The following is a 13,406-nucleotide window of genomic DNA, read 5'->3' on the forward strand; positions in this document are numbered from 1 at the left end:
CCAGCCTCGGGCTACAGCAGCTTGAGGTCCTGCGGCTTAGCCCCGGGAAACACGTGGTCCAGTTGCTTGGCCGACAAGCCGAATTGGCGTTGGAATACACCACCCAGTAGAGCCCGGTATTCGTTGAGCACCGGAAAGTCCCGATTCTGGAACAACGTTGACTGTTCGACACGAACCTGCTCACCGGCAATGCGCCCACCCCTTACACCACCACCCATTAACCAGGTCACGGTTCCATGCCCGTGATCAGTGCCCCGGTTGCCATTCTGTCTGAATGTGCGGCCAAATTCACTGAGCACCACCACCGTAGTGCTCCGCCACGCCGCACCCATTTCCTGGGCAAAGGCGGCAAGCCCGCGGCCCAGCTCGTCGAAGCGGCTGGCCAGATAGCCCGTGGCAGCCCCTTGGTATACATGCGTATCCCAGCCACCCACATCCACAAAGCCCAAGTTGTAGCCGTCGCGCATCAAACGTGCGATGCGCTTGGCTTCCAACTCAAAGCCCTTTGCGGCAATGGCATTGCGGTTGGCTGCATCCATTTCCGCAGACAACTCGCGCAACACGCCTTCGCGTACGGCGAATCCGTCGGCAACATGCGCCATCAACGCATTACCTTGGTACATGGACGCAATGATGCTGCTCTGGCGTGCGTCCACCGACGGCTTGTTCAAACTCTTCAACACTGTATTGGGGACTTTGGCATCCCCTTGAAAAATCACCGGTAGCTGCTCGGTGAACGCCATGGGCTTGCTGCCGCCGAGCAGAGTCGCAAGGCGATTCAAAAAACCCGATCCATAGTTTTTATGGCCTTCCAAGGCCTGCCCCATTTCTATGCTGTCTTGCGTCTCAAAATGGCTGCGCGACACATCGTGCGTTCCGGCAAAAGGCACGAAAGCCAGCTCTCCATTTTTGAAATAGGAATACAGGCTCTCCCGCAGGGCAGGGTGCAGACCCCAGCCCTCGCCCACCTGCAGGCAGGATGCCAGATCATCCGAGGGTTTAGGAATGGCGATGTCGGGGCGTGATTCGTAGTAAAAGCCACTGCCGTAGGGCACCAGCAGACTCGCCGCGTCGTAGCCTCCGCGCAAAAAGACGAGCAGCAGACGAGACCCAGCATCCGGCGTCGCATACACCCGGCCCGGCGACTGTGACAAAGCAATTGTGGCCAGGCCGGCCAGTGATTCGCGGCGATTCATCAGCGCTCCATCATTTCGGGTGACGACAACAGGAAGGTATTCCATTCCTGCGGTGAAGCTGCCTGTTCCAATGCCTGGCGCGTAGAACTGCCCAGCCCCTTGGCAATGGCTTGGTAGTACAGCGCGCTGGACAGTTGCGGAAAGGCGGCAACCTCGCGTGGTTCAGGCCCCTCCGATTTGAAAAGGCCCGCGCTGCCAGAGCCGATCGCCTTGGCGATTTCAAAGCGCGTGGTCAATTGCCCAGGACTGGACCAGGCCGACGACTGCAGGGAATAACCGTCGGGCGTTGCGCGGCCATACAAGGGCTGCCCCATGCGGTTGATCCAGTTCAGCATCGGGTTCACGTTGAGCACCGGCTTTTCACCATAGGCCAAGCGCACTGCCGAGACAACAAAGCGCGTAGGGTCCTTGAACTTGTGTGCAGCAGGTTGCTGAAATTCGGTAGACGCGAACAGGGTTTGCAAGGTGGCTGCAATGTCTCCATCGCTACGCTCGAAGCTTTGCGCCATACGCTGCACCAGGGCTGCAGGTGGCTCATCAGCCAACCAATAGCTAGCCAGTTTTTTGCTGAGCAAGCGTGCCGTGGCGGGATGGCGAGCCAAGCGATCCAAGGCCTCCGTGAGTTCGGCATAGCCTGTGCTGCGAATGGGTTGCCCCAACAACTCCTTGTAGCCAAAGACATGGCGCGCCGGGTTGAATTCAAACAACCCCTTGCGCAGATAGAACTCTTGCTGCTCCTTCTTCTGTGGTGAATTGCTGGTACCGAGGTTGACACCCACTCCCGTCAGTATCTTGGCCAGCTCCTGCACATCCTGCTGGGAGTAGCCGGCATCCACGCCCAGGGTATGCAACTCCATCAATTCGCGCGCAAAGTTTTCATTAATGCGCGCTGCGGCATTTTGTTCGTTGTCCAGATAGCGCAGCATGGCTGGGTGTTCGACCACGGCGCCCAGCAGGGTTCTGAATTTACCCAAGGCATAGGGACGAATAGCAGTCTCTTCGTAATCCCCCACCATGGCCCGCAGATTGCTCTTGTACTGGTGCACGCTGAAGTGGTTGAGCCAGAACCATGTCATTTGCTCCTGGACCTGGTTGTTGGAGTACAACGCGCGCAGCAGATGGCGGCTAGCAGCCTCCTTGGAGAGCCGGTTCATTTCTTGCTGATAGGCCTGTTGCGCTGCCTTCTTGGTATCGTCTCCGGTGACGGCGTCCGCGTCCTTGCGCTGCTTCTCCATGGTCTGGACCAAGGCTACCAAGGGTTGCTGCGTCACCGTCATCGCATCGATTTGCGATTGCACGGAAGCAGGCAAGCGTGTCGCAGTGGGACGCAGCTGCTCGGCAATATAGGCCTGCATGCCCACCTGCTGTACATGCTCAACCAGGCTTGCATTCGCCCCCCAACTCAATCGATTGGATTGCGCATAGGCTTGCGCTGCAGACTGCGCCCCGGCCACTTCCAAACCCCCAGTGCTGGGCACACTCGCACAGGCGCCCAGCAGGCCCAGGCCGATTGCCTGCACAAAAATGGGCCAGCGAAAGCAAGGGACTCCACGCAGCACGCGCTGTTGAACATCGAGAACAAGAAGCGCACTGACCATGATGGGAAGAGTGGGGAATGGGGCAGCGGAATAAGAAGCTTCCGCCGTAATTTACCCCTAAAGTGTTACGGGACATATGTCGCACAGCAGCCACCCTGGCCAGACCAGGGTTGGATTCACCGGCCCTCCGCCAATGTTTACGGGCCCGAAAGACTCTCCACCTGCTTCTTGGCAGTTTCCGCATCCTTGCCATACTCGGTCAGGTAGCGTTGGCGCTCTTCACTGCTCCATTCGGCGGCCGAGAAGCGGCTTTTGGCGTATACCGCACTGACATGCACAACGCCCGCCTGCCGCGCCATCGTGGCACGGTCAGGAAAGCGGTCTGGTAGCAACAAGAAGCCGTCCACGTCCCGCAAGCGCAACGGGAAGCTGGGGCCTTTGTCCAACACCAAAGCACCAAATACCTGCAGTCTGAATTCGCGGCTTCCAGCGGCCACTTCATCATTGAACTGCAGCAATGCGAACGGCACCCCATTGGCATCGTCCACGCGTGCGCTCACCACGTAGCGCCCGGCTACACGAACATTGGCCTTCAAGTAAAAGTTCAACGAACCTGCTTCCAAAGCCTCCCGCACGCCAGCCCAGGTGGCAGGTACATCAGGGGTGTAGACCACGTCAAAATGTGCCACACCTAGCCTGCCGTCTGCCGCCAGATCCACCAACAGGCGTATCGTGCCGCCGTAGTTCTGGAACCCCTGGGTCGCGGGGGTCAGGCGTGCGGAGTAGACGCCGTCACCAGATGCATCGTCCGCACCGTTGCCGTCATCTAAAAAAGCAACGCTGGTCTGTATCAGTTTGATTGGGGTTCGCGAATCAGGAATGCTTTGTGCCTGTGCCCCACGTACCAGCAGGGGTAGGGCGCGGCCATTTTCATCGGTGGCAGCCACCGTGAATTTCACGCTCTCGGCACCGCTCAAGAATACCCGCTCCTGACTGGTCCGCAAGCGGACGCCCTTCACCTCATCGCCATTGGAATCGCGCAACTTCAGTTCTTCGGCAATTGGCGCGAAGGGCTTGACCTGGTCTGGGTGCTCTGCCATGGGCCGCGAGTCGTAGGGGTAACGCGTCGCGTCTCGGTAGCTGGCATAGATTTGTTCAGCGCGCTCGTAGCGGCCACGCCAAAGCGCCAACTGCTCTTGGCGCGACTGCAAACCCGCCGCGCTATAGGGCCCACCCTTGCCTGTGCTAGGCGCCGAGCTGGGGCCTGTATTGGTCACAGTCGCAGAGGCTGGTAAGCCGCCAGGCCTCAAGGCGTTGGCAGCCGCGGAATCTGCATCCGAGCCCCAGCCATACCACCCCATCAGGGCCAGCGCGACCAGCGCACCGCCCACCCAAACAGCCTTAGCCTTGCCCAAAATTCAAACCACGGCCTGGAAGCGAAGAAACGAGCGAGGCACCCGTATCAATTGGCGTTGGCCGCCATATCCGCGCGCACCTTGGACACCACGCCACCCCAAGCACCATTCGTGTAGTGGTTGTAGGCCTCAGCATCGTCGCGGAAGACCACGCTGTGGTAGCTCCATTTGGCAGCGCCACCCTCGTTGGCGGCGGTGCCCATTGTCAAGTCATTGCAAAACCAGTCGGAAGGGTTGCAGAAACTGGCCCCGCCACTACCGGACACACCACCCGAAGAGTGGTAGGCCACGGCCTCATCGTCTTGGCCCGGCAGGATGCCGGAGTACAGCGTGCCTTTGGCGCCGGCATACATATAGAACCAATTGGCCCGGGTCTGGTTGTGGTCGTACATGGCACGCGCCGTTGCGGTTTTCAAATCGGATGTCAGCGGATCCGATACGGCCCAACTGCCCACATTGGCCAGTTCGCTGCCACCGCCCGCGCCGGCGGCCACGTCCACCCATTTGATGTTCCAGCCTGTTTGGGTTGTGCCATCGGAATTGCCGCAAACACCTGAGGCATTGGGGGTAGCATTTTTCTTGCTACGCGTGGTGCCGCCATACAGCGACAGGGCATAACCTATTTGCAAATTGCCGGCACTGTGAGCCGCGATGTAGCACCAGTTGCTGCCCGTGCAGTAGCAGTCCAGGGCGTCGCGGATGCGGTAGTTTTGGTCCGCCACGTGGCTGAAGCCGTCCCAATTGACCGATTTTTTATTGACGCCAGCGGCGGTGCTGGCTGGGCCCCAGTAGGTGAAGTCAGCATAGTTGCCGACCTGGGCATTCGGATTGTTGCGGCCATTGATCCACAACGAATAGTTGGTGGCATATACCCCACCCGCTAGAAAAAGTAGAAACACCAGCAGCGATTTGAAGGCAAACGCGGGGCGTTGACGGAAAAAAGCCAGGCAAACAGAACGCATGGATAACTCCTTGAATCTGGATTCAACCTATGGGGTGCGCAAGTGTCTCCAAAGCGTCTGCCCGTCACAACTGGGGTATACCCGCGCCACCACCAACGGTTTTCACACAGGCTTCACCGGCAGCGCATGGTGGCTTCGTTTGTATTCCATCTGGGTTGCAAATACTGGCCGCTGATTCACACGACGGAGTAAACCCATGAGAAATCCCATGCTGTTGAAGTGCGCCATGCTGGCGCTACTCGGCGCTGCGCTGCTACTGCCACTGGCCATGGTGGAGCGCACGATTGAAGAACGGACAGCCTACCGGGCCGATGCCATACGCGCTATTGCAGCCAGCACCGCCGGTGAGCAATCCATTGTGGGCCCGGTCATGACGGTGCCCGTAGAAGAGGAGTTTGACGAAGAAAAGAGTTACGAATACCAGGGCGAACCGCGCAAAAAAATCGTCCGCAGCAAGCGCATGCACACACTGACCGTGACCCCTAAGGACCTGCACTTTGACGGCGGTCTGGCTGTAGAAAAGCGAGCCTACGGTTTGCATGAGACCGCCGTGTTTGAGTTGCAAAGCACGATCAGCGGGACCCTGGAAACACCCAGTGCATCGGCGCTCCCACCATTAGGTGTCAATGCCCGCTTGAGTTGGGGCACCCCCACGCTGTCGGTCGGTATCGCAGACCCACGAGGGCTGAGTGGAGCGCCGAAACTGGAACTGGATGGCAAGCCTTTAGAGTTGCAACGCACGGCCCTCATAGAGAGCATGAAAACAGGGTTTCATGGCAACGCCCCTCTTGCCTTGGACGGCAAGGCCGTGCGATTGCCATTTCGCATAGAACTGCGCCTGGCCGGAACAGGAAGCGTGGAGTTCGTACCAATGGGAGAGGTAACCACCGCAGAGTTGCGCGGCAATTGGCCACACCCCAGCTTTGGCGGCGGCTTTCTGCCTCGCACTCGGGAGGTCACCCAAGACGGCTTCATCGCTCGATGGGGAACGACAGGCCTCGCCTCTGGCGCAGAAGGCGCTCAGGCGCACGACAAGGCCAGAGGGTTTGAAGTCCGATTGATTGACCCCGTAGACGTCTACCGCCAAGGCCTGCGAGCCGTCAAATACGGTGTGCTGTTTGTAGTGCTGACGTTTGCGGCGTTCTTCACCTTTGAGAGCGTCAAAGCCCTACCCATCCACCCCATTCAGTACACACTCGTCGGCTTGGCGCAGGCCTTGTTCTTCTTGCTGTTGACCAGCCTGTCCGAGCACATTGCCTTTTCTGTAGCCTACGCGGTTGCGGCGGCGGCCTGCATTGCATTGATTGGTGTTTACCTGACGGCCATACTGCGCGGCTGGCGCCGCGGCCTGGGGTTCAGCTTCGCATTGGCCCTGCTCTACGCATCGCTCTTCGGCATTTTGCGGTCCGAACAAAACGCCTTGCTGCTGGGTTCGCTGTTGCTTTTCCTGGCATTGGGCGGACTGATGCTGGGCACCCGTCGCATCGACTGGTATGGCCTGACCTCAGGCTCTCGGCTGCCACTCGACAAGGCAGCCACCCCATGACGCGGCACAAGCTCTGCCATTACTTGCTTTGGGGTGGGGCCCTGGCAGCACTGCCGCTGGCCTGCTTGCTACGCAATCCTTTGTTGATGCAGTGGCGAACGACAGCATCCCTTCTTCTGGGCGCATTGGCAATCGCGGTCTTGTGCATGTTGTGGGTCAAATGGAGGCATTCGGACCGGGGACATGGCTTGCGCAGTGTGTTGTTCGGACTGTGGCTATCGGCCCTCTGCATCATGGCCGCGCAAGAAGCCGCATTCCATGGGCGTCAATACCGGGTGTTGCACAGTGCGTCCTACGCAGCGCGCTCGCTGGGTGCACACGTCATCATTGGCTACCGCCATCCCGACGAAGTCCGAATGCTGGCCCAACAGGGCTTGATCGGTGGGATATTCATTGGCACCAACACCATGCAGGGCAAGACCACCGAGGCGATCGCTGCCGAGGTGGCTGAGTTGCAGTGGCTGCGCGAAGAAGCGGGCCTTGCACCCTTGATTGTCAGCACCGACCAAGAAGGCGGCGTGGTTGCACGCATGTCGCCACCATTGGCATCCACACCCCCGCTGGCGGACGTGATTGATGACGCTCCTGCACAGGACATCGAGGCATTGGCCTATTCCTACGGGCAAGAGCACGGACGTGGCTTGGCCAGGCTGGGTGTGACCGTGAACTTCGCTCCGCTGGCTGATCTTTCGCATAAGCGCACCCGCACACGGTTGGACTTCCACAGCCTGATCGCCCAACGCGCAATATCAGCCGATGCATACCGGGTGCGTTCCGCCGTCATTGGTTATGCCCATGGGCTGGAGGACCAGGGCCTGCACGCGACGCTCAAACACTTTCCAGGATTGGGACGTGTCACCGCCGACACGCATCTTTTCAGAGCATCCTTGACCAGTAGCGAAAGTACCTTGGAGCACAGCGACTGGATTCCCTTCCGCGAAGGACTTCGCGCCACACAATCCTTGTTGATGGTGGGACATGCCACCCTGAGCGCAGTGGATGCGGAGCAACCCGCGTCCTTGTCCCGAAAAGTAGTCCAAGGCATTGTGCGCAACCAATGGGGGCACAACGGTGTCATCGTGACCGACGACATGGCGATGGCCCCTGTGGTTCGGCATGGCATGTGCAAGGCCGGCGTGGATGCGATCAACGCCGGCGTGGACCTGCTGCTGGTGTCCTACGACACCGACCAGTACTACACGGTCATGCACTGCCTGTTGCAAGCACAGCGCGACGGCCGCCTGGACAACCGCCAGGTGCTGGCCAGCGGACAGCGGCTGCAGAACATCCTAGGCACCAAAAGCTGAAAGAAACCGCTCAGGGGTAGCTGCATTACCCGGGTTGGCGGTGGTAGCGTTGACAAAGTCTTACATTCAAAACCACGACAATGGTCGTCTTACGCGCGTGCCCGCTCGTTGGAAGCGTATCGTTGTGTTTGGAGAAAGACTATGAAAAAAATCCTACTACTGGCAACCGCCCTGCTCACCATTGCCCCCAGCTTTGCACAAACCAATGTCGGCGTTTCCATCGGCATCAACCAGCCCGGCGTATACGGCCGCATCGACATTGGCAACTTCCCACAGCCCCGTCTGGTGTACCCACAGCCCATCGTCGTCGTTCCGCAGCCGATTGCGGTCCAACAGCAGCCCATTTATCTCTACGTGCCACCGGGGCACCAGAAACATTGGAGCAAACACTGCAGCCGCTACAACGCTTGCGGCCAGCCGGTGTACTTTGTGCGCGAAGACTGGGTACGCGAGCGCTATGAAGAGCACGGCGAACACGGCAGAGGCCATGGCAAGGGCCATGGCAAGCATGGTGACTGACACCTGGCGTGTCAGGAGACCCTGAACGTCTCCAGGTGGATGCTGGTCTCCGTATTGCTGATGCCTTTCAGCAGGCGTATGCGCTCCAGCACCTTGGCCAGCTCCTGCAGGCTTTCAGCCCGCAACTCCGCCAGCAAATCCCACCGGCCATTGGTGTCGTGCAGTGTGGCTACGCCGGGTTCCCCCAAGAGGCTGGCAATTACCGCCCGGGTCTGGTTGCCGTCGACTGCAATGCTCATCCAAGCTTTGATGGTGTTGTGTTGCACGTCCGGGCGCAGGCGCACGGTATAGCCCACGATGACACCGTCGTCTTCCAGCCGGCGGATACGGTTGGTAACGGTTCCCCGCGAAACCTTTAACTTGGCCGCCAAGGCCGCCACCGTCAGGCGGGCATCCTGGCGCAGCAGCGACATCAGTTTGTGGTCTGTTTCATCCATTTCGATAAATTTCTATGCCATATAGTCAAATTATTGACGATATTTAGACAAAACTGACAATTGTTATTGTTTGCTCGCAAAACCATACTTCTTCTCATCAATTGCAAACCCTTGCAATCCACGAGGAGACCGACCATGGCAAACGCTACAGCAACCCGATACAACACCTTGTTTTTGAGCCCTCAAGACGTGGCCAGCATGGTGGGCCGCGTCGGCTTGGCGCAGGCGCTACAGGGCATGGCTACCTATATCCACCAGGATTTTCTGCGCTGGACCAGCTTCGACAAATCCGCCCGCCTGGCCGCCCATTCGCCCGATGGCGTCATTGAGCTGATGCCCATTGCCGACGCAGACATCTACACCTTCAAGTACGTCAACGGCCACCCCAAGAACACCGCCGTGGGCCTGTCCACCGTGATGGCCTTTGGCGTATTGGCCGATGTGGCCAGCGGCTTTCCGCTGTTGATCAGCGAGTTGACGCTGACCACAGCCATGCGCACCGCTGCCACGTCGGCCGTAGCAGCGCGTGCGCTAGCGCGGCCAGACAGCCGTGTGATGGCTTTGATTGGCAATGGCGCACAAAGTGAATTCCAGGCCTTGGCCTTTCACCACCTGCTGGGTATTGAAGAAGTCCGCCTATACGACGTGGACGCCGGTGCCACCGCCAAGCTGTTGCGCAACCTGCAAAACAACCCTGACGCGACCGGTCTGCGCCTGGTCGTTTGCAACAGCACGGCCGAAGCTGTGCGAGGTTCCGACATCGTCACGACCGTCACGGCCGACAAGACCAATGCAACCATCATCACGCCCGACATGCTGACAGCGGGCATGCACATCAACGGTGTGGGTGGCGACTGCCCCGGCAAGACCGAAATCCACGCCGACGTGCTGCGTGCCGCCAAGGTATTTGTGGAGTACGAGCCGCAAACCCGTATCGAAGGTGACCTGCAACAAATGGACGCACAGTTCGGCGTGACCGAATTGTGGCAAGTGCTGTCGGGCGCCCAGGCTGGCCGCGATAACGCAGCGCAAATCACCTTCTTCGACTCAGTCGGTTTTGCGATGGAAGACTTCTCCGCACTGCGCTACGTGCACGACTTGGCGCAGTCACAGCAGGCGGGCGCGGCCATTCCACTGATACCCCAGTTGGCCGATCCCAAAGACCTTTACCAGTTGGTCCGCCCCAGCACCCCCAACAAGACCAGCGTGGGTGCGGCTGCAGCGGGAGGCAACCGCCCCAAACAAGCCGTACTGGAAGCCGCGGCGTGATGGGTCGATTTTCGGCACAGGCACCGGCTGCCGTAGTCATGGTGCGGCCACACGCCTTTTGCTCCAACCCTGACACATTGCTGGACAATGCCTTCCAGACCCAGGGGCCTGCAGAGGCACTCGCGGAAACGTCTGCCCGTGCCCACGCCGAGGTCAGCACCATGGTGCAACGCCTGCGAGACGTTGGCGTCACCGTGCATGCGTTTGAAGACACGGGCCATCAAACACCAGACTCGGTATTTCCCAACAACTGGTTTTCCACGCATGCCGGTGGTCATATCGCCATCTACCCCATGGCCATGCCCAGCCGCCAGCGTGAACGGCGCAGTGATGTCATAGAACTACTAAAGCAACGTTATCGGGTGCAAGACGTCATTGACTACTCGGGCCTGGAGCAGGACCATGTCTACCTTGAAGGTACCGGGGCCATGGTCTTGGACCACATCGATAGGGTCGCCTATGTAGCCCGATCCCACCGCGCGGACCCGCTGGCGCTGGAGCGCTTTTGCACCCATTTCAACTTCGAACCCATGGTGTTTGACGCGGCAGACGCCCAAGGCCGCGCGGTCTACCACACCAATGTGCTGATGTGCATTGGCACCGACTTCGCCATGGCGGGATTCGACATGATCACCGACGCCAAACGCCGCTTGCAGGTACGCGAACGGCTGGCCGAGAATGGGCGTGTCTTGGTGAATTTGACGGCGGCGCAGGTTGCCGAGTTTGCCGGCAATGCCTTGGAACTACAAGGTGACGATGGCCGATTGCTGGCCATCTCGTCACGCGCCTTGCGTGCATTGCGGAGCGATCAAGTCGCCGAGTTGGAACGCCATGTGCAGTTGCTTCCGCTGGACGTTCCAACAATTGAGTTGGCCGGTGGTTCGGTGCGCTGCATGCTCGCTGGCATACACCTCAAAGCCCGCTCCACACAGCCCAGCTGAAGCCCTTCCGCTTACTTGTACTTGGCGTCGATATCCCAAACTGCGGTTTGGATCAGGCGCTGGATCATGGTGTCCAGACCCACGCCGCCCTTGGCGCTCTCGGAGATGCCCAAAACGCTGGTCTTGGTAGCGCCCACTTCCATCTTCAGTTCCTTGTAGCCCTGGGCCACTTGCTCGGTGGTGTTGGCATTCATGATCTTGTAGCGCATACCGATCAGCCACACACCCGCAGTTTCGCCAGTCTTGACCGAGCCCACAACGTGGCCGGTCGCGGCACCGGCCCGGGTACCCGACAGGGAGCCGATCAGGCCACCGATGGCTTGGCCATCAAACCCTTTGGAGTTCTCCGCAATCTGCTCGGCCTTCAAGATGTCGAACTTGACAATCCATTTGGTGGTCTTGAGCTTGCCCACCTGCATGGTCTTGCGCGCCTGGGCCACATTGCCTAAGTTGTAAGCCAATGTAATTTCGTTCAGCAAATTGCCCAAATTAGCACGTTCCAGCACCGTGAAGTTGGCGTTGGACAGTTCCAGCTCACCAAAGTCGGCAATGTTGTTGGGCAGGAAACGTTGGGTAAAGCTGGCGTTATTGCTCTTGATTTCGCCCGGAATGACGATCAGCGCAGGGCCCTTTTTCTTGATGTTCTTGTATTCCACCTCCTTATAGGCGGCGGCATCCGCGGCGGCATTGGCCTTGTTCGATGTGGAACTGCCCGCCGTAGGTGAGGCATTGCCAAAGGTGGGGCCCGTGGCAGCCGGTGCGGCGGGGGCGGCCGCAGCAGTCGGCGCCGGTGCATCGGCCGCGCGGGGGGCGGTCTCCATGCACCCGGCCATCAACAAGGCCAGCGTGGCTACCAAAAAAGAAGTTTTGAGCAATCGTGTGCGCATTTTTATCTACATCCCAGTTGAAACACATCGCCAAATGGCGTGTCGCGCGAGTCTACGACTTTTTGGGACGCCACCGCCAACGGGACCTGACGGCCGTTTATGATGCCCCAAACGACTTCTGGGAGGTATAGCAACCATGCACTTCCAAGGCATTGCTGCCTGGGGCCTTGTGTGGGCACTGACATGCAGCACCTCTACAGCGGCTGAAGAGGTCGCCTTGTACGTGATGGATGTACCCCCAATGGCCATGCATACCCCGGATCGCAAGGGCGTGGTTGGCGACTTGGCAGTGGAAGCGCTGCAGCGCGCCGGCTACACCGCACGCATCGTGCAGGAGCCCAGCAACCGGGCCATGCTCAGTGTGCAGAGTGGCAAAGATGCGCTGATCATTCCACTGGCCCGCCTGAAAGACCGGGAGGAGTCCTATACCTGGATTGTGCCGGCCGTCAAAGTCTCCCGCGCCTTCTTTGCCCTGGAACAACCCGCCAACAGCTTTGCCGAAGCGCGCCACCGCTACAAACTCGTTGCGGTCTCGCGCGGCTCAGCGGGCGCCAATATCCTGCGTGACAACGGTTTCACTGCGGACCAGATCTACGAGGTAACACAGGGTCTGTCCGCGCCCAAGATGCTGTTGGCAGGCCGAGTGGATGCCTGGTTCAACCTGGTGTCAGAATCGCGCCTATTGCTACAGGACAGCGAAGGCCATGCCCATGTGAAGATGGGTGAGCCGCTAGGGGCCACGTTCAACTACATTGCCTGCTCCAAAAACTGCAACCCGCAGTTGGTGGAGCGCTTGCGCAATGCGACGGACAGCATGGAGCAAGACGGCACAGCCAAGGCCATTCGCGCACGCTACGGTCGCTTGGAGTGAGTACGCGATAGCTATCAAAAATGGAGCGCATCATCCATATTGCACGAGGGCTAACGGCCTATTCTCCAAACGGCAATGCCGCTGAGCCTCATTGCTCTGGCGTAATGATGATGACGCTCTCACGCACCAGCCCGCCCCCACTCACGCTGCCGTCAATGCGCGAAGGCTGCTGAACCCGCGCCTCGCAGGCGCTGCGCTCATCGCCACGGAACACACTGCAACGCTGAACCGCGTTGCGAGCGTATTGGTCGGGTGGTGCATCACCCAGGTTGCCGCGCCTGGCTTCGGCTAGCGCGTTACGGGCCTCGGTGCGGCACACATTCGGGGCTTGGCTGGACTGGCCACTGTTGCAGTATTCCATATCCTGCCGGTATCGGGCTTGCGCCTCGGTGTCAGATGGTCTCGCCAGCGCTGCGGTGCTGAGCAGTAATGCGCCGGCCACTACCCAGCACGCTGAATTGCAAAAAGGGGCGTTGGACGTGTTCATGCAAACCTCCTGTTTCTAACAAAGCCATAGG

At 59.3% G+C, this 13,406-nt stretch carries 13 protein-coding genes; 6 read left to right on the plus strand and 7 right to left on the minus strand.

What is annotated here, in order from left to right:
- Positions 1–11 precede the first annotated feature (11 nt).
- From AC07OO_RS05045 to AC07OO_RS05060, 4 genes are all read right to left on the minus strand, one after another.
- Positions 12–1,196, minus strand: a complete 1,185-nt coding sequence (locus tag AC07OO_RS05045) for a DUF1501 domain-containing protein (RefSeq protein ID WP_495080955.1) — start codon at positions 1,194–1,196, stop codon at positions 12–14.
- On the minus strand, positions 1,196–2,716 hold the full coding sequence (locus tag AC07OO_RS05050) for a DUF1800 domain-containing protein (protein WP_495080956.1): 1,521 nt from the start codon (positions 2,714–2,716) through the stop codon (positions 1,196–1,198). Before AC07OO_RS05050 ends, AC07OO_RS05045 begins: the two co-directional genes overlap by 1 nt.
- A gap of 215 nt (positions 2,717–2,931) precedes the next feature.
- Positions 2,932–4,011, minus strand: coding sequence for a choice-of-anchor X domain-containing protein (locus AC07OO_RS05055; protein WP_495080957.1), 1,080 nt, complete (start codon positions 4,009–4,011; stop codon positions 2,932–2,934).
- 185 nt (positions 4,012–4,196) lie between these two features.
- On the minus strand, positions 4,197–5,111 hold the full coding sequence (locus AC07OO_RS05060; RefSeq protein WP_495080958.1) for a hypothetical protein: 915 nt from the start codon (positions 5,109–5,111) through the stop codon (positions 4,197–4,199).
- Positions 5,112–5,319: 208 nt separating this feature from the next.
- Here AC07OO_RS05060 and creD point away from each other — a divergent pair, with 208 nt between their 5' ends.
- From creD to AC07OO_RS05075, 3 genes are all read left to right on the plus strand, one after another.
- On the plus strand, positions 5,320–6,657 hold the full coding sequence (gene creD, locus AC07OO_RS05065) for a cell envelope integrity protein CreD (RefSeq protein WP_495080959.1): 1,338 nt from the start codon (positions 5,320–5,322) through the stop codon (positions 6,655–6,657).
- A 197-nt stretch (positions 6,658–6,854) separates the two neighbouring features.
- Complete coding sequence (locus tag AC07OO_RS05070) at positions 6,855–7,964, plus strand: glycoside hydrolase family 3 N-terminal domain-containing protein (protein ID WP_495080960.1); 1,110 nt, start codon at positions 6,855–6,857, stop codon at positions 7,962–7,964.
- Positions 7,965–8,105: 141 nt separating this feature from the next.
- Positions 8,106–8,483 (plus strand): hypothetical protein, encoded by a 378-nt coding sequence (locus tag AC07OO_RS05075; RefSeq protein WP_495080961.1) that lies wholly within the window; start codon positions 8,106–8,108, stop codon positions 8,481–8,483.
- 11 nt (positions 8,484–8,494) lie between these two features.
- Here AC07OO_RS05075 and AC07OO_RS05080 read toward each other — a convergent pair whose 3' ends face one another.
- Positions 8,495–8,920, minus strand: coding sequence for an Lrp/AsnC family transcriptional regulator (locus AC07OO_RS05080; protein ID WP_495080962.1), 426 nt, complete (start codon positions 8,918–8,920; stop codon positions 8,495–8,497).
- A gap of 135 nt (positions 8,921–9,055) precedes the next feature.
- On the opposite strand from AC07OO_RS05080, the gene ocd reads away from it, so the two are divergent.
- Complete coding sequence (gene ocd, locus AC07OO_RS05085; protein ID WP_495080963.1) at positions 9,056–10,189, plus strand: ornithine cyclodeaminase; 1,134 nt, start codon at positions 9,056–9,058, stop codon at positions 10,187–10,189.
- Positions 10,189–11,130: a citrulline utilization hydrolase CtlX gene (gene ctlX / locus AC07OO_RS05090; protein ID WP_495080964.1), complete on the plus strand. Its 942-nt coding sequence runs from the start codon at positions 10,189–10,191 to the stop codon at positions 11,128–11,130. Before ocd ends, ctlX begins: the two co-directional genes overlap by 1 nt.
- 11 nt (positions 11,131–11,141) lie before the next feature.
- Here ctlX and AC07OO_RS05095 read toward each other — a convergent pair whose 3' ends face one another.
- Positions 11,142–12,017, minus strand: a complete 876-nt coding sequence (locus AC07OO_RS05095; RefSeq protein ID WP_495080965.1) for a hypothetical protein — start codon at positions 12,015–12,017, stop codon at positions 11,142–11,144.
- 136 nt (positions 12,018–12,153) lie between these two features.
- On the opposite strand from AC07OO_RS05095, the gene AC07OO_RS05100 reads away from it, so the two are divergent.
- Positions 12,154–12,888: a substrate-binding periplasmic protein gene (locus tag AC07OO_RS05100; RefSeq protein ID WP_495080966.1), complete on the plus strand. Its 735-nt coding sequence runs from the start codon at positions 12,154–12,156 to the stop codon at positions 12,886–12,888.
- Positions 12,889–12,976: 88 nt separating this feature from the next.
- Here the strand turns inward: AC07OO_RS05100 and AC07OO_RS05105 are convergent, their stop codons facing one another.
- Positions 12,977–13,375 (minus strand): hypothetical protein, encoded by a 399-nt coding sequence (locus AC07OO_RS05105; RefSeq protein ID WP_495080967.1) that lies wholly within the window; start codon positions 13,373–13,375, stop codon positions 12,977–12,979.
- Positions 13,376–13,406 lie beyond the last annotated feature (31 nt).

The organism is Rhodoferax sp. GW821-FHT07G04 (assembly GCF_059418585.1).